The sequence below is a fragment of the Saccharopolyspora sp. NPDC003752 genome, from assembly GCF_053605825.1.
This window is the reverse complement of record NZ_JBSGJZ010000022.1, coordinates 1-21,217: the sequence shown is the minus strand read 5'-3', so window position 1 is coordinate 21,217 and position 21,217 is coordinate 1. Positions and strand designations below refer to the sequence as shown.

General features: G+C 71.3%; 20 protein-coding genes, 1 tRNA gene and 1 pseudogene. 18 read left to right on the top strand and 4 right to left on the bottom strand.

Translation table 11 applies throughout. The annotated features are described in order from the left end of the window. Window positions 1–236 precede the first annotated feature (236 nt). Window positions 237–863, bottom strand: a complete 627-nt coding sequence (locus ACWEV3_RS26035) for a TetR/AcrR family transcriptional regulator (RefSeq protein ID WP_452616401.1) — start codon at window positions 861–863, stop codon at window positions 237–239. An 89-nt stretch (window positions 864–952) separates the two neighbouring features. Between ACWEV3_RS26035 and ACWEV3_RS26030 the strand changes: the two genes are divergently transcribed. Next, on the top strand, window positions 953–1,777 hold the full coding sequence (locus ACWEV3_RS26030; RefSeq protein WP_452616400.1) for an oxygenase MpaB family protein: 825 nt from the start codon (window positions 953–955) through the stop codon (window positions 1,775–1,777). On the opposite strand, the gene ACWEV3_RS26025 is transcribed toward ACWEV3_RS26030, so the two are convergent. Beyond that, window positions 1,752–2,000 (bottom strand): hypothetical protein, encoded by a 249-nt coding sequence (locus tag ACWEV3_RS26025; RefSeq protein WP_452616399.1) that lies wholly within the window; start codon window positions 1,998–2,000, stop codon window positions 1,752–1,754. The two genes, ACWEV3_RS26030 and ACWEV3_RS26025, sit on opposite strands and share 26 nt — an antisense overlap. 301 nt (window positions 2,001–2,301) lie before the next feature. Here ACWEV3_RS26025 and ACWEV3_RS26020 point away from each other — a divergent pair, with 301 nt between their 5' ends. From ACWEV3_RS26020 to ACWEV3_RS26010, 3 genes are all read left to right on the top strand, one after another. Next, complete coding sequence (locus ACWEV3_RS26020; RefSeq protein ID WP_452616398.1) at window positions 2,302–4,020, top strand: TIGR03767 family metallophosphoesterase; 1,719 nt, start codon at window positions 2,302–2,304, stop codon at window positions 4,018–4,020. Window positions 4,021–4,085: 65 nt separating this feature from the next. Further along, window positions 4,086–4,961: a universal stress protein gene (locus tag ACWEV3_RS26015; RefSeq protein ID WP_452616397.1), complete on the top strand. Its 876-nt coding sequence runs from the start codon at window positions 4,086–4,088 to the stop codon at window positions 4,959–4,961. 324 nt (window positions 4,962–5,285) lie between these two features. Next, a complete protein-coding gene (locus ACWEV3_RS26010; protein ID WP_452616396.1) occupies window positions 5,286–6,413 on the top strand; it encodes an NDMA-dependent alcohol dehydrogenase in 1,128 nt (375 codons plus the stop codon). An 18-nt stretch (window positions 6,414–6,431) separates the two neighbouring features. Here ACWEV3_RS26010 and mftR read toward each other — a convergent pair whose 3' ends face one another. After that, window positions 6,432–7,010 (bottom strand): mycofactocin system transcriptional regulator, encoded by a 579-nt coding sequence (gene mftR, locus ACWEV3_RS26005; protein ID WP_452616395.1) that lies wholly within the window; start codon window positions 7,008–7,010, stop codon window positions 6,432–6,434. A 154-nt stretch (window positions 7,011–7,164) separates the two neighbouring features. Here mftR and mftA point away from each other — a divergent pair, with 154 nt between their 5' ends. The 14 genes from mftA to ACWEV3_RS25935 all read left to right on the top strand — a co-directional run bounded on the left by mftA (window position 7,165) and on the right by ACWEV3_RS25935 (window position 19,835). Continuing rightward, on the top strand, window positions 7,165–7,272 hold the full coding sequence (gene mftA, locus ACWEV3_RS26000) for a mycofactocin precursor MftA (RefSeq protein ID WP_358304006.1): 108 nt from the start codon (window positions 7,165–7,167) through the stop codon (window positions 7,270–7,272). Further along, window positions 7,272–7,544: a mycofactocin biosynthesis chaperone MftB gene (gene mftB / locus ACWEV3_RS25995; protein WP_452616394.1), complete on the top strand. Its 273-nt coding sequence runs from the start codon at window positions 7,272–7,274 to the stop codon at window positions 7,542–7,544. Before mftA ends, mftB begins: the two co-directional genes overlap by 1 nt. 297 nt (window positions 7,545–7,841) lie before the next feature. Beyond that, complete coding sequence (gene mftC / locus ACWEV3_RS25990; protein WP_452616393.1) at window positions 7,842–9,032, top strand: mycofactocin radical SAM maturase; 1,191 nt, start codon at window positions 7,842–7,844, stop codon at window positions 9,030–9,032. Continuing rightward, the gene (locus ACWEV3_RS25985; protein ID WP_452616392.1) at window positions 9,029–10,957 is read left to right on the top strand and encodes a mycofactocin system FadH/OYE family oxidoreductase 1; all 1,929 of its coding nucleotides are present in this window, start codon (window positions 9,029–9,031) and stop codon (window positions 10,955–10,957) included. The genes mftC and ACWEV3_RS25985 overlap by 4 nt, the downstream gene beginning before the upstream one ends. Then, the gene (locus ACWEV3_RS25980) at window positions 10,954–12,897 is read left to right on the top strand and encodes a mycofactocin system FadH/OYE family oxidoreductase 2 (protein WP_452616391.1); all 1,944 of its coding nucleotides are present in this window, start codon (window positions 10,954–10,956) and stop codon (window positions 12,895–12,897) included. Before ACWEV3_RS25985 ends, ACWEV3_RS25980 begins: the two co-directional genes overlap by 4 nt. After that, window positions 12,894–13,829, top strand: a complete 936-nt coding sequence (locus ACWEV3_RS25975) for a mycofactocin-associated electron transfer flavoprotein alpha subunit (RefSeq protein ID WP_452616390.1) — start codon at window positions 12,894–12,896, stop codon at window positions 13,827–13,829. The genes ACWEV3_RS25980 and ACWEV3_RS25975 overlap by 4 nt, the downstream gene beginning before the upstream one ends. Further along, a complete protein-coding gene (locus ACWEV3_RS25970) occupies window positions 13,822–15,126 on the top strand; it encodes an FAD-dependent oxidoreductase (RefSeq protein ID WP_452616389.1) in 1,305 nt (434 codons plus the stop codon). Before ACWEV3_RS25975 ends, ACWEV3_RS25970 begins: the two co-directional genes overlap by 8 nt. A gap of 9 nt (window positions 15,127–15,135) precedes the next feature. Beyond that, window positions 15,136–15,429, top strand: coding sequence for a ferredoxin family protein (locus ACWEV3_RS25965; protein ID WP_452616388.1), 294 nt, complete (start codon window positions 15,136–15,138; stop codon window positions 15,427–15,429). Window position 15,430: 1 nt separating this feature from the next. Continuing rightward, window positions 15,431–16,285 (top strand): mycofactocin-associated electron transfer flavoprotein beta subunit, encoded by an 855-nt coding sequence (locus ACWEV3_RS25960; RefSeq protein WP_452616387.1) that lies wholly within the window; start codon window positions 15,431–15,433, stop codon window positions 16,283–16,285. 136 nt (window positions 16,286–16,421) lie between these two features. Continuing rightward, the gene (locus ACWEV3_RS25955; protein WP_452616386.1) at window positions 16,422–17,204 is read left to right on the top strand and encodes a mycofactocin-coupled SDR family oxidoreductase; all 783 of its coding nucleotides are present in this window, start codon (window positions 16,422–16,424) and stop codon (window positions 17,202–17,204) included. Beyond that, window positions 17,201–18,553 (top strand): mycofactocin biosynthesis glycosyltransferase MftF, encoded by a 1,353-nt coding sequence (gene mftF, locus ACWEV3_RS25950; RefSeq protein ID WP_452616385.1) that lies wholly within the window; start codon window positions 17,201–17,203, stop codon window positions 18,551–18,553. Before ACWEV3_RS25955 ends, mftF begins: the two co-directional genes overlap by 4 nt. Further along, the gene (gene mftE / locus ACWEV3_RS25945; RefSeq protein WP_452616384.1) at window positions 18,550–19,287 is read left to right on the top strand and encodes a mycofactocin biosynthesis peptidyl-dipeptidase MftE; all 738 of its coding nucleotides are present in this window, start codon (window positions 18,550–18,552) and stop codon (window positions 19,285–19,287) included. The genes mftF and mftE overlap by 4 nt, the downstream gene beginning before the upstream one ends. 33 nt (window positions 19,288–19,320) lie before the next feature. Continuing rightward, window positions 19,321–19,394: transfer RNA gene (locus ACWEV3_RS25940), tRNA-Pro, on the top strand. Between the two features lie 264 nt (window positions 19,395–19,658). Then, window positions 19,659–19,835: a hypothetical protein gene (locus tag ACWEV3_RS25935; protein ID WP_452616383.1), complete on the top strand. Its 177-nt coding sequence runs from the start codon at window positions 19,659–19,661 to the stop codon at window positions 19,833–19,835. A gap of 1,101 nt (window positions 19,836–20,936) precedes the next feature. Here the strand turns inward: ACWEV3_RS25935 and ACWEV3_RS25930 are convergent. Further along, window positions 20,937–21,065, bottom strand: a pseudogene (locus ACWEV3_RS25930) (IS701 family transposase); the annotation flags it as partial. Window positions 21,066–21,217: the final 152 nt, after the last annotated feature.

Sequence of the window (21,217 nt, the reverse complement as noted above, 5' to 3'; positions counted from 1 at the left end):
CACGGCGGAGGGGCCGTCCTCGCCAGGGAGCCTCTGAGAACCCGCGGCGGTGCGGGTGTCGTAGGTGGGTTATGCGCCTGCGGCGCATGCGACACCTCATCGACGTGCGGCTTTGCGACCCGCGGTTGCGGGCTGACCAGGATGAAAAAGGCTCAATGGAAATTGCGGTACGGCCTCGGGGTCCGGGTGCCCGGGGGAGCGGGGGTCCGGGCGCCGGGGGAGTGGGATTTCGGTGGTCAGGTGGTGAATCCTGCCGCTATGGCCAGGAAGATCTCGGTGCAGTGGTCGATGAGGTGGGGTTCGTCGACGTCCAGGGTGCCGTCCAGCCAGGCCGTCAGGGTCTGGGCCAGGCCGCCCACGATGAAGTGCGTCGTGAGTTCGAGGTGCGGGGTTTCGGTGATGCCGTAGAAGTCCTTCGCCTGACCGCCCAGCAGGGCGGCGAACAGCCTTGAGGAGTCCAGACGGCGCTGCGCCAGCAGGGGACTGGACAGCGAGATCGAGAACAGCAGCCGGCCGCGCCTCGGGTCGTGGGCGATCGTGCGGACGATGTTCTCCAGTCCCGCCCGGACCTTGGCCCGTTCGCCCTGTGCCGCCGACGTGACCGCGTCGAGCGTCGTCGTGGCGAGGTCGTCGACGACGTGGTCGTACACCGCCGCCGCCAGCGCGTCGCGGTCGGCGAAGCTCTCGTAGAAGTAGCGCGTCGCCAGGCCCGCCCGCTGGCACGCCCCGCGCACCGTCAGGGTCGGGCTGTCGCCCTGCGCTCCGAGCAGGTCCAGTCCGGCCTCGATGAACTGCGCCCGGCGCTCGGCCTGGCGGTCATCGCCCTGCACTCCGCCGTAGACCCGCAGTGGAGACGTGCTCATCCGCTCATCTTGACAGATCGCCGGGGCCGCTGTTCCCTATCTGGGAACGGCCGTGTGCAGAATGGGCCTCGGTGCGGAGGGTGGCGGCGGTGGCTGTTTCGGCGACGAAGGTCAGGCGGATCGAGGACGCGGTGCTCGGCGTCGGCCTGCTGGCCGGCAACGCGAACGTGATCATGCAGCTGGCCCGCCCCGGGGTGGGGCACGGCGTGGTGGAGAGCAGGGTCGAATCCGGCCAGCTGTTCCGGCACCCGGTGAAGCGGACCCGCACGACCCTGGCCTACCTGGTGGTCGCGGCGATGGGCACCGACCGGGAGAGGGAGCTGTTCCGGCGCGGGGTGAACCGGGCGCACGCGCAGGTGCGCTCGACGGATTCCAGCCCGGTCGCCTACAACGCCTTCGACCCGGACCTGCAGCTGTGGGTCGCGGCCTGCCTGTACAAGGGCTTCGAGGACAACTACCGGATCTTCTTCGGCGAGCCCGACGCCGCCACGGCGGAGGCCTTCTACCGGGAGGGCGCGGTGCTGGGCACGACCCTGCAGGTGCCGGCGCAGGCGTGGCCGCCGGACCGGGCCGCCTTCGAGGAGTACTGGGCCGAGTCGCTGGACCGCATCTCGATCGACGACGCCGTGCGCGCCTACCTCTACGACGTGACGATGCTGGCCTGGCTGCCGCGCCCGGTGGCGCTGCTCTTCGGTCGCTTCAACAGGTTCGTGACCACCGGCTTCCTGCCGGAGCGGTTCCGCGCGGAGATGCGGCTGCCGTGGAACGGCCGGGATCAGCGCCGGTTCGACGCGCTGATGTCGGCGCTGGCAGCGATCGTGCGACGGGTGCCGCCGGTGGCGCGCCGGTTCCCGTTCAACCTCATCCTCTGGGACCTGCGGCGCCGGATCAGGACGGGCCGCCCGCTGGTCTGAAGCTCAGCAGGATCCGTCGGCGACGGTGGCCGAGAGCGCGTGCGAATAGGTACGGCGACGAAGAGCCCGCTTCGCCGACGGTGGTGGCGTTGACCGTCATGCACACCGCGACGTCGTCGGCGCTGATGGTCTGGCCCTCGTGCTCCACGGCGCCTTCCGCCGGAGGTCCGCCGACCCGCGTCACCTTCAGCAGCCCGATCTCGTCCACGTCCGAGTTCCGCAACGCCTCCTCGATGTGCCAGGTGAAGCGATCGTTCTCGTCGACCGCGCGCCGGTTGGGACGCGACCCGCGCTCGCCCGGTTCCCGCTGCTCGGCGGGCCGGGGCAGGGGGGCGTGAGCGGTAAGAGCCGGTCCTCGCGCTCACGACCGGGACCGGCCGATGTGGACTGAGCGGCCCGGGTGGTCGATTCGTCGGGTCTCGTTCTCCTGATCGTCACCTGCTCGGGGGTGTGCTGCGTCCGGCAAACATGAAAGATTTTCTGATCAGTTGGTTGATCAGGGACGCACGGACTGGGAACTAAACATGGCAGCGATGAGCAGGCGCGGTTTCCTCCGGGCCGCGGGCATCACCGGAACCGTCCTCGGCAGCGGCTTGCTCGGCGCCGGTCCGGCGCTCGCCAGAGGCGCCGACCCGAGGGTGGTCAACGCCGCCGGGACGACGTTGCAGCGCACGGCCGTCGCCGCGCCGGGCAGCGGCTACCGGCGCTTGGTGGCCGGCCCGGGCTGGTCGCAGGTGGTGCGCACCGACCTGGTCGAGGGTCGCGCGGGCCGGGACGACCGCAGGGTGCCGATCGCCTCCTTCGTCCAGTTCACCGACCTGCACCTGGTGGACGCGCAGAGCCCGGCGCGGTTCGAGTACGTGCACCCGCTGACGGGCGGGGCGTGGCGCCCGCAGGAGACGCTCGGCGCGCTGGCCGCGGCGCACCTGGTGCAGCGGGTCAACGCCCTGCCGGGCGGGCCGGTCACCGGCCGGCCGCTGGACTTCGTGATCACCACCGGCGACAGCACCGACAACCACGAGCGGGCCGAGCTCGACTGGTACTTCGCGGTGCTCAACGGCGGGCGACTGGCGCAGAACACCGGCGACCCCGGCAACTACGAGGGCGTGCAGAACTCCGGCGACCCGCTGTACTGGCATCCCGAAGGCGGCGTCGCGGACCGGTTCCGCGAGCTCGGTTTCCCGGTGCTGGACGGGTTCTTCGCGGACGCGCTCCGGCCGTTCGACAGCCCCGGGCTGCGCATCCCGTGGTACGCGGTCTTCGGCAACCACGACAACGCCGTCGTCGGGACGGTGCCGGACAAGCTGATCCCGGGCCTGCACAACTGGTACACCGGCTCGCGCAAGATCATCGGCCGGGACGAGCGCGAGACCCGCGAGGTCGCCGCCCTCCTGCGCGGCGACCGGCAGCGGTCGGCGCTGGCGGTGGAAACCCGCAGCGGCATCATCCGCACCGTCACGCCCGACGAGCGCCGCAGGCCGTTCAAGACCGAGGAGTTCATCCAGGCCCACCTGGATCCGGCCAACACCGGGCCGGGGCCGGTCGGCCACGGCTTCGACGCCGACCACACCGAGCCGTACTACACCTTCCCGATCGCGCCCGGCGTCACCGGCATCAGCCTGGACAGCACGAACACCGCCGGCTTCGCCGAAGGCTCCCTCGGGCTCGCCCAGTACCAGTGGCTGGAAGAGGTGCTCACGCGCGGCAGTTCGGAGTACTACGACGCCTTCGGGCGCAAGCAGCGGCAGTCCGCCTCCGACGAGCTCTTCGTGCTGTTCAGCCACCACACCAGCGCGTCGATGACGGCGCTGCTGCCGGACTTCCGCAGGCCCGGCGAGATCCGCAAGAGCGGCAACGCGGTGGTGCGGCTGCTCAAGCGCTTCCCCAACGTGCTGGCCTGGGTCAACGGGCACACCCACCGCAACGCGATCACGCCGCACCACGCCGACGATCCGGCGTGCGGGTTCTGGGAGATCAACACGGCGTCCCATGTGGACTTCCCGCAGCTCGCCCGCGTCATCGAGCTGGTCGACAACGGCGACGGCACGCTGTCGCTGTTCACCACGCTGATCGAGGCCGACAGCCCGTACCAGGCCGACTACGACGACCGCTCGCCGGCGGGGCTCGCCTCGCTGTACCGGGAACTGTCGTTCAACGACCCGCACACCGACCTCGCGCAGCTCGGCGAGCCCGGCGACCGCAACACCGAGCTGTTCGTCGCTGGGCGCATGCCGACTCGCTGAGCGCGCGAGCCGAGGACTCCTGGACCACCCTGGTGTCGTGACGCGACAGGCACCGGGAGGCTGAGATGGACGGCGGACCTGTGGTCGTGGGCGTGGACGGCTCGGCGGTCGCGCGCAACGCCGCGCGCTGGGCGGCGCGGGAGGCGGTGCGCCGGCGGGTCGGCCTGCGGATCGTCTACGCGGACGCGGCCGCGCAGCCGGTGCCGGCGGATTCGCTCCGGGCGAAGGAGCACCACCTCCGCGACGAGGTCGCCCGCTGGCTCGCGGCGGGCACGGACGCCGCGCGGGAGCAGGAACCCGAGGTGCCCATCGACGCCGCGGCCGTGCGGGGCACGGCGGAGAAGGTGCTCATCGCGGAGTCCGAGCAGGCCGGGCTCCTGGTGGTCGGGGACCGCGGGTTCGGCGGGTTCACCGGCCTGCTGGCCGGGGCGGTCGCGGTGAAGGCCGCCGCGCACGCGCGCTGCTCGGTGGCCGTCGTGCCGGACACCGGTGAGCCGCTGACCTTCCCGGTGACCGGCCCGGTGGTGGCCGGGGTGGACGATGCCCGGTCCTCCGAGCAGGTGCTGGCGCACGCCTTCGCGGTGGCGGCGTCCCGGGCGGTGCCGGTGCACGTCGTGCACGCCTGGGAAGTGGTCGGGATCGACCTCAGGTGGCTGCGGGCGCGGCTGCCCGAGGAGGAGGTCAGCGAGAACGAGCAGCGGTTCGTCGCCGAGGCCCTGGCGGGCTGGGCCGAGCGGTTCCCCGACGTCGAGGTGCGGCGGTTCGTCGGTCGCGGATCGCCCACCGGGGAACTGCTCGCCCGCGCCGCGGAGGCCCAGCTGGTCGTGGTGGGCGCGCGCGGCCGGGGCGGCGTCGCGGGAGCCCACCTGGGCTCGACGAGCCACAAGCTGATCCACCACTCGCCGTGCCCGGTGCTCGTCGTCCGCGACAACCCGAGTTAGGAATGGCTTCAGAATGGGTTTGCGTGGCGGTGCGGGTAGCGGAACCTCAGACGCCGTCTGGACTCCGGGATCCCCGATTTATGTATGTCCAATACGCGGCTTCGGGGCTGTCCTCGCCAGACGACGTCTGAGAACCCGCGGCGGTGCTTGCTGAGTCCCTCATCGCATGCGGCTGACGCCGCATTCCGAAACAGCCTCTTGGGAATCCCCTTTCGGCGCAAGCTAGTTCCGCTCCTGTTGATCGCCCCTTGACGGCGTTCCCCGGATTTTCCATGCTCGGGTGGCCATATGTGACCTTGAACGCCATTCGACGAGGAGTGGGACATGAAGACCAAGGCTGCGGTGCTGCACGGTCCCGGCGAGGACTGGGAAATCGAGGAGATCGACCTGGGTGACCCGGTGGCCGGCGAGGTGCAGGTGCGGCTGGCGGCCTCGGGGCTGTGCCATTCCGACGAGCACCTGCGCACCGGCGCGAGCCCGGTCGCGTTCTACCCGGCGGTGGGCGGGCACGAGGGCGCCGGCGTGGTCACGAAGGTCGGGCCCGACGTCACCGGCATCGAAGAGGGCGACCACGTCGTGCTGGCGTTCATCCCCGGCTGCGGGTCGTGCCGGGCGTGCGCGCGCGGGATGCAGAACCTCTGCGACGCGGGCGGCAGCCTGATGACCGGCAAGGCGATTTCCGATGGCACGCACCGGTTGTCGCTGCGCGGCAAGCCGATGGTGCCGATGTGCCTGCTCGGCACCTTCGCCCCGTACGTGACCGTCAACCAGGCGTCGGTGATCAAGATCGAGGACGACGTCCCGCTGGACAAGGCCGCGCTGCTGGGCTGCGGCGTGTCCACCGGCTGGGGTTCGGCGACCGAGGTCGGCAACACCCGCGCCGGCGACACCGTGGTGGTCGTGGGCGTCGGCGGCGTCGGCATCAACTCGGTGCAGGGCGCGGCGGCCGCCGGGGCGCGCTACGTGATCGCGGTCGACCCGGTGGCGTTCAAGCGGGAGAAGGCGCTGGAACTCGGCGCCACGCACGCCTTCGAGTCGATGGCCGACGCGGCGGGCCCGGTCGGCGAGCTGACCTGGGGGCAGAACGCCAACACCGTCATCCTGACCAAGGGCGTGGTCGGGGGCGAGGACCTGCAGCCGGCGCTGAGCATGACGGCCAAGGGCGGCCAGGTCGTGGTCGTCGGCATGGGCCACTACCAGCAGATCGACGCCTCGGTGAGCCTGTTCGAGCTGACCCTGCTGCAGAAGCGCGTGCAGGGCGCCATCTTCGGCGGCGTCAGCCCGCGCACCCAGATCCCGCGGCTGCTGGAGCTCTACCGGCACGGCACGTTGAAGCTCGACGAGCTGATCACCAGCACCTACCGGTTGGAGGACATCAACGCCGCCTACCAGGACATGCGCGACGGCAAGAACCTGCGCGGCATGGTCATCTACGGCGACGCCGACTACTGATCGCCGGCCGGCCGGGCGTCACCGCGTGGCGTCCGGCCGGGCCGTCGCACCGAATCCGGCCGCCAGCTCCCGCATCGCGGCGTCGAGCAGCTCGCTGAGGTCGGAATCCTCGCTGTCCAGCCATTGTTCGTAGGCCGCGACGGCGACGCCGAGCGTCGCGTGGGCGATGGCCTGCGGCGCGAGGCCGTCCGCGGGTTCGCCCAGGCGGTCGCCGACGAACTCCGCCACCACCTGCCGCCAGGCCCGGAACCGCAGCGTCGAGTGGGCCTGCAGCGCGGGAATCCCGAGGATGAGCCGCATCCGGCGGCGGTGCGCCGGAACCTGCTCCGGGGCGACCCGGTTGAACTCGACGAGGCAGTGCCGGATCGCGTCCATCAGCGGGCTTTCCGGCGGCGCGGCGCGGAGATCCGCGCGCATCCGGTCGAGCTCGCCGTCGAAGTCGCCCCACGGGATGTCGTTCTTCGACGGGAAGTAGTGGAAGAACGTCCGGCGCGCTATGCCCGCCGCGCGCGCGATGTCGGTGATGGTGGTGTGCTCAAAACCCTGCTCGTCGAAGAGCTCGAACGCGACCTGCTCCAGCTCGGCGGCGGTGGTCACCCGCCGTCGACCGCCGGGTCGCGGGATTGAGCCGATCGTGTTCTGCCCCAACGGATGCGTCTCCAGGTCTTCCAAAATGCACTCGGTGCAAATACGGTGGCCGACAAGTGGCCGGTGGCCGACCGCGGTCGGCCCGCTCGATGAGGAGCATCGCATGGCTGACGAACAGCACGATTTGGGCACTGCCGCCGCCGAACCGGCGGTCGAAGAGGAACTGCTGGTCGAAGAGGTCTCGATCGACGGGATGTGCGGGGTCTACTGATGACCACCGCGGCGGAGTTCGACACGAGCCAGGGCTATCGGTTGAATCCGCAGGTCGCGCTGCGCCCCGAGCCGTTCGGGGCGCTCGCGTACCACTTCGGCAACCGCAAGCTGTCGTTCCTGAAAGTTCCCGAGCTGGTGGACCTCGTGCGGGGTCTCGGTGACCATGCCACCGTCGAGGACGTGCTGCAGGCCGTCCCGGAGGCGCGCCGCGCGTCGTTCCGGCGGGCGCTGGCCTCGCTGGCGGCCACCGACATGATCCGCCCCCGCTGAGCTCAGGAGTGTTTCGAAAGTGGTTTGCGTAGCGGTGCGGGTGGCGGAACCTCAGACGCCGCCTCGCTGTGGGATCCCCGACTCATGTATGTCCAATACACCACGTCGGGGCTGTCCTCGCGAGGACGACGTCTGAGAACCCGCGGCGGTGCAAGGTGAGTCCCGCACCGCAAGCGGCTACCGCCGCTTAGAAAGAGACGGAAGGCGGCGTTTTCGCGCGAAAACGCCGCGGCCCCGCACCGAAGGCGCCGGTTTCGCGCGAAAGCACCGGTGCTGCCCGAACGAGTGGAGTCGAAGGTGACTGCTGTCGAACCGGCGCCCGTTCCCTCGCTGGTGGAGCAGTTCAAGGGCGGGCTGGCCGCCCCGATCTGCCTGACCTGGGAGTGGACCTACGCCTGCAACCTGGCCTGCGAGCACTGCCTTTCGTCGTCCGGGCGGCGCGATCCGCGCGAGCTGAGCACGGCCGAGATGAAGGCCGTGATCGACGAGCTGCAGCGGATGCAGGTGTTCTACGTCAACGTCGGCGGCGGCGAGCCGACGGTGCGCCCGGACTTCTGGGAGCTGCTGGACTACGCCGTCGAGCACCAGGTGGGCGTCAAGTTCTCCACCAACGGCCTGCGCATCGACCGCAAGCGCGCCGCGCGGCTGGCGGCCACCGACTACGTGGACGTGCAGATCTCCCTGGACGGCGCGACGCGTGAAGTGAACGACGCCGTGCGCGGCCCGGGCTCGTTCGACATGGCGATGCGCGCGCTGGAGAACCTGTCCGCCGCTGGGATGGAGGACTTCAAGATCTCGGTGGTGATGACCCGGCAGAACGTGTCGCAGCTGGACGACTTCAAGGCGATCGCCGACCGGTTCGGCGCCCAGCTGCGGATCACGCGGCTGCGCCCGTCGGGGCGCGGGGCGGATGTGTGGGACGAGCTGCACCCGACCGACGCGCAGCAGCACGAGATCTACTCGTGGCTGGTCGAGCACGGCGAGCAGGTGCTCACCGGTGACTCCTTCTTCCACCTGAACGCGCTGGGCTCCACGCCCCTGCCGGGGCTGAACCTGTGCGGCGCGGGCCGCGTCGTGTGCCTGATCGACCCGGTTGGCGACGTCTACGCGTGCCCGTTCGCGATCCACGACGCGTTCAAGGCGGGCAACGTCCGCGAGACCGGCGGATTCGACCGCGTGTGGCGGGAATCGGAGCTGTTCACCGAGCTGCGCACGTCCCAGTCCGGCGGCGCGTGCCGGTCGTGCTCGGCGTTCGACGCCTGCCAGGGCGGCTGCATGGCGGCGAAGTTCTTCACCGGCCTGCCGCTGGACGGTCCCGACCCGGAGTGCGTGAAGGGCCACGGGCAGACGGCCCTGTCCGTTGTGGACCGTTCGGGTCTGCCGAAGGCGTCGCAGGACCACTCGCGGTCCTCGCGGAAGGTCCGGCTGGGCATGCCTTCGATGCCAGCCAAGCCGTGCGACTCCAGCCCCTTGGCGAGCCAGTCGTGAAGCTGACCGACGGCGTCCGGCTGGGCGCGGTGACCGCGCCGTCGCGGGTCCTGTTCGGGCCGCACGAGACGAATCTGGGCCGTGGCCGCGGCATTTCCGACCGGCACGTGGCCTACTACGCGGCGCGGGCGGCCGGAGGCGCGGGCGTGATCGTCACCGAGACGGCCAGCGTGCACGCCTCCGACTGGCCTTACGAACGTGCTCCGCTCGCGGCGGAGTGCGGCGCGGGCTGGGCGGCCGTCGCAGATGCCTGCCGGCCGCACGGCGCGGTGGTGCTCGCGGGTCTCGGGCACGCGGGCTCGCAGGGATCTTCGGCGTTCTCGCAGCACGCGCTGTGGGCGCCGTCCCGGGTGCCGGACGTGGCCAGCCGCGAGCTGCCGATGGAGCTGGAGCAGGGCGAAATCGACGAGCTCATCGCGGGTTTCGCCGCTGCGGCGGAATCGGCCGTGCGGGCCGGGATGCACGGCGTCGAGATCGAAGCCGGTCAGTACTCGCTGCTCCGCCAGTTCCTGTCGGGGCTCACGAACCAGCGTGCGGACGCCTACGGCGAGGACAAAACGCTGCTGCTGCGCGATGTTCTGGATGCAGTGCGTCGCGCCGTCGGCGATCGCGTGGTGGGGCTGAGGCTGTCCTGCGACGAGCTCGCGCCCTGGGCGGGGATCACGCCGGAGCAGGCCGCCGGGATCGTCGAGGCCGTGGCGGACCGGATCGACTACCTCGTGGTGGTGCGCGGCTCCGCGATGGGGACCTCGGCGACGCGGCCCGACCTGCACACCGAGCCCGGCTTCAACACCGGTCTCTGCAGGCAGATCCGCGAGGTCTCCGGCAAGGACCGGAACGAGTGCTCACGACCACTGGTGGCGCTGCAGGGCAGCATCGTCGAGCCGGAGCAGGCGCAGCAGGCCCTGGACGACGGCGTCGCGGACCTCGTCGAGATGACGCGCGCCCAGATCGCCGAGCCGCGCCTGGTCGAGCTGGTCCGGGCCGGTCATCCGGAGCGGATCCGGCCGTGCGTGCTGTGCAACCAGAAGTGCCGCGTCCGGGACAACCGGAACCCGATCGTCTCGTGCATCGGCGAGCCGTTCAGCGGGCACGAGAGCAGCGCCCCCGAGCCCGCGCCCGCAGCGCGGCGCGAGGTGCTGGTCGTCGGCGGCGGCCCGGCCGGGCTGGAAGCCGCGCGGGTGCTGGCCGAGGGCGGGCACGAGGTCGAGATCGTCGAGAAGGGCGACCGGCTCGGCGGCGCCGCGCTGTGGGCCGCCGAGGTCGGCGGGCGCGGGCGGCTGCGCCGGATCGTCGACTGGCTGGAAGCCGAGGTGCGGCGGCTCGGCGTGCGCGTCACGCTCGGCACCGAGGTGACCGAGGCGGACCTGATCGGCACCAGGCGGGACGTGCTGGTGGCCATCGGCTCGGTGCCGGGGCCGCGCGCGTACGAGAACCGCGGCGGCCTGGTCATCGACGTCGTCGACCTGCTCGAACACCACGCCGTGCCGGATGGGCCGGTGGTGGTGTCCGACCCGGTCGGGGACGCCGTCGGCGTCGGGGTCGCCGAGCTGCTGGCCGGGCAGGGGCGGGACGCGGTGATCGTCACGCAGGACCAGGTCGTGGGCACGCAGCTGGCGCTCACCGGCGACCTGGCGGACGCCAACGGCCGGCTGCAGCGCGCCGGGGTGCGGCTGGAGAAGCGTTCGCTGCTGCGGGAAGTGCACCCCGATCACGTGGTCCTGGAGGACACCTTCACCGCCCAGCGCCGGACCCTGGCCTGCGCCTCGGTCGTCCACTGTGGACATAGGCTGCCCAGTGCCCACCTGACCGGATGGCCGCGCGCGGGCGACTGCGTGGCGCCCAGGACGATCCACGAGGCGATCCTCGAAGGCCGCCGCGCGGCGCACGAGATCACCGCGCTGGTCGGGGGAGGCGTGCGATGACCCGCTACCTGTTCTCCCCGCTGCGGATCGGCCCGGTGACCGTGCGCAACCGCATCGTGTTCTCCGCGCACCTGACGAACTACGCCGAGGACGGCCTGCCCAGCGAGCAGCACGCCGCCTACTACGCCGCCCGGGCCGCCGGCGGCGCGGGCCTGGTGATCACCGAAGAGCATTCGACGCACCCGACGGACTGGCCGTACGAGAAGCTGATCCACGGCTTCCACCGGTCGGTCGTGCCCGGGTACCGGCGGATCACCGAGGCGGTCCACGCCCACGGCGTGCCGATCTTCGCCCAGCTCAACCACAACGGCGGGCAGGCGTCGTCGATGTACTCCCGCCTGCCGGTGTGGGCGCCGTCCGCGGTGCCGGACCCGATGTTCCGGGAGGTGCCCAAGGCGATCGACACCCGCGAGATCGCCGAGGTCGTGACCGGCTACGGCACCGTCGCCGGGCACTGCGCCGAGGGCGGGTTCGACGGCGTCGAGCTCCAGTGCTCGCACTCGTCCATCGTGCGCGGTTTCCTTTCCCCCGCCACGAACAAGCGCACCGACTCCTACGGCGGATCGCTGGCCGGGCGGGCCCGCATCCTGCTGGAGATCATCGACGCGGTGCGCGAGGCGCTCGGCCCGGAACGGGCGCTGGGCGTGCGGCTGTGCGGCGACGAGCTGATCGAGGGCGGCACCACCATCGACGAGGCGGTCGAGGTCGCGCGCATGGTGGAGGCCACCGGCAAGGTCGACTACATCAACACCTCCATCGGCGTGGCGACCTCGACGCTCTACATGATCGAGGCGTCGATGGCGATCCCGCCGGGCTACGCGCTGTTCATCTCCAACGCGATCCGCCGGGCCGTGAGCCTGCCGGTGGTCGGCGTCGGGCGGATCAAGGACCCGCTGCAGGCCGAACGGGCGCTGGAGGAGGGCCACTGCGACCTCGTCGGCGTCGTGCGAGGCCAGATCGCCGACCCGGACTTCGCGGCCAAGGCCCGCTCCGGGCACGGCGGCGACATCCGGACCTGCCTGTCCTGCAACCAGGAATGCGTCGGCCGGATGGGCCTGAACCGCTGGCTGGGCTGCATCGAGAACCCGCGGACCGGCCGCGAGGCGGTGGCGCTGCCGCTGCCCCGGGCCCGCAAGCGGGTGCTGGTCGTCGGCGGCGGCCCGGCGGGCCTGCAAGCGGCGTCGACCGCGGCGGAACGCGGCCACCACGTGACCCTGTTCGAGCGGGAGCAGGCGACCGGCGGGCAGGTCGCGGTCGCCGCCACGGTGCCCAGCCGCGCGGAATTCCTCGACGTGGTGCGGAATCTGCGCGCCGAATGCGAACGCCACGGCGTCGACGTCAAGACCGGCGTCGCGGCGACCGCCGAGATGCTGCGCGACGAGCACCCGGACGTGGTCGTGCTCGCGACCGGAGCCCGGCCGCAGCCGGTGCACTGGGCCGGCGGCCTCGACCGGGTCGTCGACGTCCGCGACGTGCTGGAGGGCCGCGCGGCACCGGAAGGCGACGTGCTGGTCGTCGACGATCTCGGCTTCCACCAGGCGTCCTCGGTCGCCGAACTGCTGGCCGACCGGGGCTGCCGGGTGCGGATCTCCACACCGGGAATGGTGGTCTGCCAGGACCTCGGCGTGACGCTGGACATGGAGACCTTCAACGTCCGGGCGCACGCGAAAGGCATCGAGCAGGCCACCGACGAGGTCGTGATGTCGGCAGCGGCCGAACCGGACGGCGTCGTGCTGCAGATCCTCAAGCACACCACCGGGGAAATGGCCGAAACCCGCGTCGACTGGGTCGTGTGCGCGACGCACCAGGCCCCGGAAGACGCGTTGTGGCACGAGCTCAGGGAATCCCCGTTCGCGGTGCACCGGGTCGGCGACTGCATCGCGCCGCGCCGCGCGCACGCCGCGGTCGTCGAAGGACATCGAGTGGCGGTGGGCCTGTGAACGGACGTCCGGAGATGCTCGCGGTCGTCATCACCCGCGGCGGCGCGCTGCCCGGCGGCGCGGACGAGGCCGCTGCCGAATGCGGCGGTGCGGTCCTCGTCGTGGGCACCGGCACCCGGGAAGCGGCTCGCGCCTTCACCGCGGCCCGGCGCATCTGGGCGGCGGAAGTCCCGGTGATCGCGCCCGGCGCGCTGGCCGCGGTGCTGGCGCCGCTGATCGCCGAGGTCCCCGTCGTGGTGCTACCGGCCTCGCCGGACGGCCGCGACATCGCCGCCCGCCTGGCCTTCCAGAGCGAACGGCCCCTGTTCGCCGGCGCCACCCGGTGCACGCCGGAGCACGCCGATCTGTCCAGATTGGACGATTCGCTGGAGGTCCGGGTCGCGCTCGACGAACCGGCCGTGGTCACCCTGATCCCGGGCGTGCGCGGCACGCCGCGGCCGGTGCCCGCCCCGGAACCGGTCGAGCTGACCGTCATCCTGCCCGCGGTCCTCGACGCCGAGGTCGTCGAGGTCCTGGAACCGGAACCCGAAACGGTCGAACTCGCCGAAGCCAAGCGGATCCTCGGCGGCGGGGCCGGGCTGGTGCGCCCCGGCGAGGATGGCTCGGCGGTGATGCGGACGCTGACCGGCGTGGCCGCCGCCCTGGGCGCCTCCGCCGGCGCCACCCGGGTGATCACCGACGCCGGCTGGGCGGGGCACGACCGCCAGATCGGCACCACGGGCGTCGTCGTGGACCCCGACCTCTACGTCGCCTTCGGCGTCTCCGGCGCGACGCAGCACGTCGGCGGCCTGGGCCGCCCGGCCCACGTGATCAGCGTGAACACCGACCCGTCCTGCCCGATGACCGCGCTGGCCGACCTGGGCATCGTCGCCGACGCGCCCGAGGTCCTGCGCGAACTGGCGCGCCGACTGAACGGAGCCGCCGATGCCTGAACACTCCGAAGTGGACGCCGTGGTGGTCGGGGCGGGCCCGGCCGGCGCGTCCGCGGCGCTGGAGCTGGCGCGGGCCGGGCGCAGCGTGATCCTGCTGGAACGGGGGCCGTTCCCCGGCGCGAAGAACGTCTACGGCGGCGTCGTCTACGGCCGGGTGCTCGACGAAGTCCTGCCCCGCTGGTGGGAAGAGGTCCCGGTGCAGCGCTGGGTCACCCGCCGCAGCACCATGATGATGACCCCGACCCAGGCCCTCACCGTCGACTTCCGCACCGAGGACTGGGGGAGCGCGCCGTACAACGGCATGACCACCTACCGCGCGGACTTCGACGCGTGGCTTGCGGGCAAGGCGGTGGAAGCCGGCGCGCAGCTGGTGACCTCCACGGTCGCGACCGAGCTGCTGCGCGACGCCGCCGGGCGCGTGATCGGCGTCCGCACGGACCGGCCCGATGGCGACATCCGGGCGCAGCTCGTGATCGCCTGCGACGGCGTCAACTCGTTCCTCGCGAAGCAGGCGGGCCTGCTGCCCCAGACGGACCCCGAGCACCAGACCCTCGGCGTGAAGGAAACCCTTTCCCTGCCGCGCAGAGCGATCGAGGAGCGCTTCGGGCTCAGCGGCGACGAAGGCGCGGACTTCGAGATCGTCGGCTGCACCGGCGACATCCCCGGCGGCGGCTTCCTCTACACCAACCGCGACACGGTCAGCATCGGCGTGGTGCTGTCGCTGACCGGCCTGGCCTCCTCCGGTCGGCGCCCAGAGGAGGTCCTCGCGGACCTCAAAGCGCACCCGGCGATCGCGCCCTACCTGCGGGGCGCGGAGCTGAAGGAGTACTCCGCGCACTTGATCCCGGAAGGCGGCTACCGCAGCATGCCACCGCTGCAGGCCGACGGACTGCTGGTCGCCGGCGACGCGGCCGCGATGTGCCTGGCGGCCGGGATCTGGCTGGAGGGGGTCAACTTCGCCATCGGCTCCGGCCTGGCGGCGGGCCGCACAGCCGCCGAAGCCATCGCCGCGGGCGATCCCACCAGGCTCGCGGGCTACCGCAAGCGGCTGGAGGGCAACTTCGTGCTGACCGACCACAAGAACCTGCAGGGCGCCCCGCACCTGGTCCTCTCCGACCGGGTCCAGCGGCAGTACCCGCGGCTGCTCTGCGACTTCGCGCAGGAGGTCTTCACCGTCCGCAACCCGGAACCGAAACCGGGCCTCGGCAAGCTGTTCCGGCGCACGGCCGCCCGGCACGGCGTCCGGCTGCGGCAACTCGCCGCGGACGCCTGGGCCGGCCTCCGAGTCTTCGGCTGAGGAGCGATAATGCACCAGTACCCGGAAGTGTCCTTCGAGGACCGGATGGGCACCGTCGACTTCCAGGTCGGCGATCGCCCGCACATCACCGTGGACACCGAGATCTGCCGGTCGTGCACCACCAAGGCGTGCGTGCACGCCTGCCCGGCGAAGCTGTTCGTGCCCACCGGCGACGGCGGCATCCTGTTCAACTACGAGCAGTGCTTCGAATGCGGCACCTGCTACCAGATCTGCAACTCCGCAGGCGCCATCACCTGGACGTACCCGGACGGCGGGCACGGCGTGGTCTTCCGGAAGGGCTGACATGGGACCGCAGATCGTCGTGGCGCTGAGCTGGTCCTGGCGGCGGGTCCGGGTGGATCCGCTCACCGGGGCGCTCGACGCCGGAGACCGGGGCGGCAACGCCGCCGAACACGCGGCGCTGGAGCACGGCCTCCGGCTCGCCGAAGAACTCGGCGGCCGGGTCGTGGCGGTGACCGTCGGGCCCGCAGCGGCGGAGGAGGGCCTGCGCCTAGCGCTGGCGGCGGGCGCGCACGAGGCGATCCGCGTGGCGCGGGACGACCAGCTGGAGCCCGGCTACCTCGTCCACAATGGAGCGGAGACGGCCAAGGCGATCGCAACGGCGGTCGCGGAACCGGATCTCGTGCTGTGCGGCGACAGATCGGACGACGGCGGAACCGGCACGACGCCCGCGTTCCTCGCCGCCCGGCGCGGTGCCGCGCAAGCGCTCGGCGTCGTCAAGCTCGAAACCGACGGCGAATCGCTGCTGGCGCACCGCAGGCTCGACGGCGGCAGCCGGGAGGTCCTGCGGCTGCCCACGCCAGCGGTCGTCTCGGTCGAAGCCGCCGGAGTGCGCCTCCGCCGAGCGAGCCTGCCTGCCGTGCTGGCGGCCCAGAAGGCGACGATCCGCACGATCGCGGCCGAGCCGCAGCGGCCACGACGCGTGGTCTCGGCCCGCCCGCTCCGCCCGCGAGCGCGAGAACTCACCGCCCCGGCGGGAACGACGGCGCATGACCGGATGCTCGAACTGACCGGCGCGCTGCAGGACCGCACGCCACCGGCCGTCATCGGCCCGCTGCCGGCCGCCGAAGCGGCCGACGAACTGCTGGGCTACCTCAAGCGCCACGGATACATCACGGGAGAGGCGGACCAGTCATGAGCAGCCCTGTGTCAAGCCGAGTCCTCCTCAACCGCGCCTCAGGGGACCGTGACGCAAGCCAGCCACAGGAAACCGCGCAACGGGAGAGTGGGCTGAACGCAACCACCACTGTGAATCGCGGAGAGGCGGACCAGTCATGAGCAGGGTCGCGGTGGTCACGGGCGCGGCACGCGGCATCGGCGCGGCGGTCGTGCGACAGCTCGCCGCGGACGGCTGGCGCGTGGTCGCCGTCGACATCTGCGCGGACATCCCCGGGACCGGATACCCGCTGGGAACCCGGGAGCAGCTCCGGGCGCTGGCGGAGGAGTGGCCGGAGTCCGTGCGCGACGTCGTGGCCGACGTCCGCGACGAGGCCGCGGTGCGGCGAGCCGTCGCGGTGGCGGAAGCCGAGTTCGGCGGCCTGGACGCGGCGGTGGCGGCGGCCGCCGTCATGGCGGGCGGGCGGCCGCTGTGGGAGACCTCGAACGACGAGTGGGACGCCCTGTTCGACGTCGGCGTCCGCGGCGTGGCGAACCTGGCCCGCGCCGCGGTCCCGCTGCTGCTGCAACGACCCGAGCCGCGATCCGGCCGGTTCGTCGCCCTGGCCTCCTCGGCGGCGCACCGCGGCCTCTACCACCTCGCCGGCTACAACGCGGCCAAGCACGCGGTGGTCGGCCTGATCCGCGGCCTCGCCACCGACCTCCGCGGCACCGGGATCACCGCGACGGCGGTCTCGCCGGGATCGACCCGCACGGACATGCTCACCGCCACCGCGGCGTACTACGACCTGCCGGACGTCGAGGAGTTCAGCCGGCACCAGCTGGTCGAGCGCCTGCTGGAGCCGGAGGAGGTGGCGGCGGCGGTGTGCTGGCTGTGCGGCGAAGGAGCGTCGGCCGTCACGGGAACCGTCGTGCACGCCGACGGAGGATTCACGGCATGACGCCCAGACTCGCGCCCGACCCCGGTCTGCGCCGCTGGGACGGCGGGCGAACGCTCGCCGGCGGATCGCCGTTCCGGGTGCTGCGGCTGACCGCCGCCGGCGCGGCCACGGTCGACGGCTGGATCGCGGGCGAGCCGGTGACCACCGGAGCGGCCCTGGCACAGCGGCTCGTCCGGGCGGGAATGATGCACCCGAGCTACGACCAGGCCCAGCACGGCCCGAGCGATGTGACCGTCGTGATCCCGGTGCGCGACGGAGACGTGTCCGGGCTGCTCGCGGCGCTCGACGCGCCCGCCATCGTCGTCGACGACGGCTCCCGGCGGCCGATCCCGGGAGCCTCGATCCGCCACGAAACCGCCCGGGGCCCGGCGGCGGCCCGCAACGCCGGGTGGCGGCTGGCCCGAACGCCGCTCGTGGCGTTCCTGGACGCGGACACGATCCCCGAACCGGGCTGGCTCGAACCGCTGCTCCGCCACTTCGAAGACCCGGCGGTCGCGGCCGTGGCACCGAGAATCCGCAGCACATCGGGGGAAACAGCGCTGGCCCGCTACGAGAGCACCCAGTCGCCGCTCGACCTCGGCGACCAACCGGGCCTGGTCCAGCCAGGCAGCAGGATCAGCTACGTCCCCACGGCGGCCCTGGTGGTCCGCACATCGGCGCTGCGCGAGCTCGACGGCTTCGACGAGGAGATGCGCTTCGGCGAGGACGTCGACCTGATCTGGCGCCTGATCGCCGGGGAACACCTGGTCCGCTACGAACCGGCAGCCGTCGTCGAACACGCGCCGCGCCCGCGGTGGACGGCCCTGCTGCGCCAGCGATTCGACTACGGAACCTCGGCAGGCCCCCTGGCGCAGCGGCACGGCGACGCGGTCGCCCCGGTGCGGGCCTCGCTGTGGAGCGCGGTGGCCTGGGCGCTGATCCTCGCGGGCAGATCGGGGGCAGGGCTGGCCGTGATAAGCGCCGCGGCGGCCCTGCTGACCCGCAAGCTCGGCAAGCTGGGCATCCCGGCCCACGAGGCGATTCGCCTGGCAGCACAGGGAAATCTCGGCGCCGGCCGGGTCTTCGCCGACGCGATCGGACGAGCCTGGGCACCGGTGGCGGTTCCGCTGCTGCTGCTCAGCCGCCGCGGCCGAGCGGTGCTGGCGCTGGTGATGCTCAGGACGCTGCTGGACTGGGCGCGCAAGAGGCCTCCGCTCGACCCGATCCGCTGGTGCCTGGCGCGCACGGCGGACGACCTGGCATACGGATGCGGTGTCGCGCGCGGCGCCCTGCGCTCCCGCAGCCCCGCGTCACTGCTGCCGTTCCTGACGGACCGCGGCGGCCGCAGCAGCGTCCAGGTGTCGCGATGACGGCCCTGACGGACCTGACCTGGCCGGAGGTCGCCGCGATCGCCGCGCGGAGCATCCTCGCGGTCCCGGTCGGCGCGACGGAACAACACGGCCCGCACCTGCCGTTCACCGTCGACACCGAGATCGCGGAGGCGCTCTGCGCCCGGCTGGCGGAGCAGTGCCAGGCCGTGGTGGCACCGGCGGTGACCTACGGCTCCAGCGGCGAGCACGCGGGCTTCCCGGGCACGCTGTCGATCGGTCAGGAAGCGGTCGAGCACCTGCTCGTGGAACTGGTCCGCTCGGCGGACGCGTTCGCGGGAGTGGTGCTGGTGTCGGCCCACGGAGGCAATGCCGAACCGGTCCGCAGAGCGGTGGGGAAGCTGCGAGCGGAAGGCCGCCGTGCGCTCGCCTGGGCGCCGAAGGGAAGACCGGATGACACCCACGCGGGCCGAACCGAGACCTCGGTGATGCTGGCGCTGCGCCCGCAAGCGGTGCACCTGGCCAGAGCGGAGCGGGGCAACACGACGCCACTGCCGAACCTGATCGACACGCTCCGCGCCGGAGGGCTCCGGGCGGCCACGACCAACGGAGTCCTGGGCGACCCGGCAGGGGCGACGGGGGAGGAGGGAGCCCGGATCCTGGCGGCCTGGACGACGTCGCTCACGGCGGCGGTGACGACCTGGCAAAGCCCTGACCAGCAAAAACGCCAACTGGAGGGCCCCGATGATCGCCCATCCGGAGGTGCGGTAGGCTAACGACACACCCCGAGAGGGGCAAAAACAGAAGAACGGGCTGTAGCGCAGCTTGGTAGCGCACTTGACTGGGGGTCAAGGGGTCGCAGGTTCAAATCCTGTCAGCCCGACGTTTGCGGAAGCCCGCTGGCTGGCACATTAGTGCAGGTCAGCGGGCATTTCTTTGTGTTGTTGTGGATCTTGACTGATCGTCTCGAAGTGTGCCATCTCGAATTTCGGAGATTTTTGGGAGGATTTTGGGAGTTGTGGATCTTGAGCCCCGAAATGGGGTCACGCTGATCTTGGCCATGTATTGATCCACCTGGGTGAATGTGAATGTGGTGCCGATCACTGCGTCTTAGGGGCGGGCGCCTGGCCGCCACTGTGGGTGTTGATTGGCGCTCATTGTCCGGCAACGCGAGCAGGCGGACCAGCAACGGCGCGTCGCTGTCGGCCGGGAGCTGATCACCGCGGCCGAGGACCTGCGGGACAATGATCAGAGGCTCTCGTTGCTGTCCAGCCTCCGGGGACCTGAGCTCGCTTTCACCCCGGAAGCCCGTGCCGGCTCGTGAATCGTACGAACTCAACCTCGTCACGGCGGCCACCGGCAACCTGGCCGCCACCAAGGCGCGGAGCCGCTCGGTCGAGACAGCCTGGATTTCATCCACGAGGTAGTGCTGTGGGACACCGATGGTGGTGGGGCGTGGCGGCGGCTCGGGGCGCTGCCCGAGTTCGTCGGTGACGGCATCTCGCAGGCGCTGAGCGCGGACGGGAACACCCTGGCCCTCGGGGACACCGACGAAGGGGTGGTGTGGCCTTGCTCGCGAGTTGTGACGGCGGTTGTACGCGGGTTTGGGAGCACCCGTTCTCACGACCGGGTGGTGTTCGCGAGATTTGACGGAAGTAGGGATCTTGCCAGACCAGGATGGGGCCAGCTTGTGGCGCGGGCTGGGTCCGCTTACCAGGACCCATCCGCTGGCTGGATGTGGTTGCACGCGCCCGGGAGATCGTCGCCAGCTAACGAGTACGGGCGCCCCTGCGTTCGCTCTACTGTGTGCTTTTCCGGACTAAGCGTTGAGGTGCCGCCGTTGGGCTACGGCACCCTACCGTGGCGGCGTCCAGCCGGAGGGCCACCCATTGAGCTCCATAACGCCGATGGCCTGGTCAAGCCCTCCACGGTGGATCTCAGCACTAGAGAGGTTGGCTCCACGCGGCGGCCGAGGATGCTCAGAGCCACTTCTATATCAGCGGATGGCGGTCCCGCGGGGCAGACGCCTTGAGGAGAGCGCAGCGCCTTCGTGGTTTCCCGGACAAAGCTTGCCAGTACGTTACTAGCCGCGGAACGATCGCGCTGGTAGTCGTGCTGGGGATGGCCAGAGCCATGGTGGCCAGCGCAGCACACAGTGTCAGTAGCTGGGTCAGATCCACCCGCCGCTGTGGCTGAGGTCCGCAGGCGAGCCTTGGCCTGGTGACGCCGGCCCGGCCCGGTTTCCCTACACAAGCGCGGAACGCGCACTCGCTTCGTGGTCAACACCTGCCAGCGTCCACCTCTGCAGGGGAGGTGTTTCACCCGTTTCCGAAGGCTTCGAACGGGAGCAGTGTTGAACTCCATCTGCTCACGGTTGTTCAACAAAAGGCCCGGACCCCGCGTGAGCGGAGAAACGGCTGGTCATATCGGTCAACAACCCACGCACGTACAACTCGCCCTTGGCCCGCTGATCCGACCGCGGCAGGCCATCCAGCATCCGCGCAGCGAACTCCACCAGCCGTGGACGTATCCGATCGATCTCATCCGGAGTCACCACCGAAGTCAACCACGATCCACAGTAGGTGATCACGACCGAGTTAACAAAGCACTACTAGTGTTCTGAGTCGTTAATGGTTTTATTGATTCTGGTGCAGTAGTGGGCGAGGCTGGCGAGGATCTCGTCAGCGGTTTTGGTCCACACGAAGG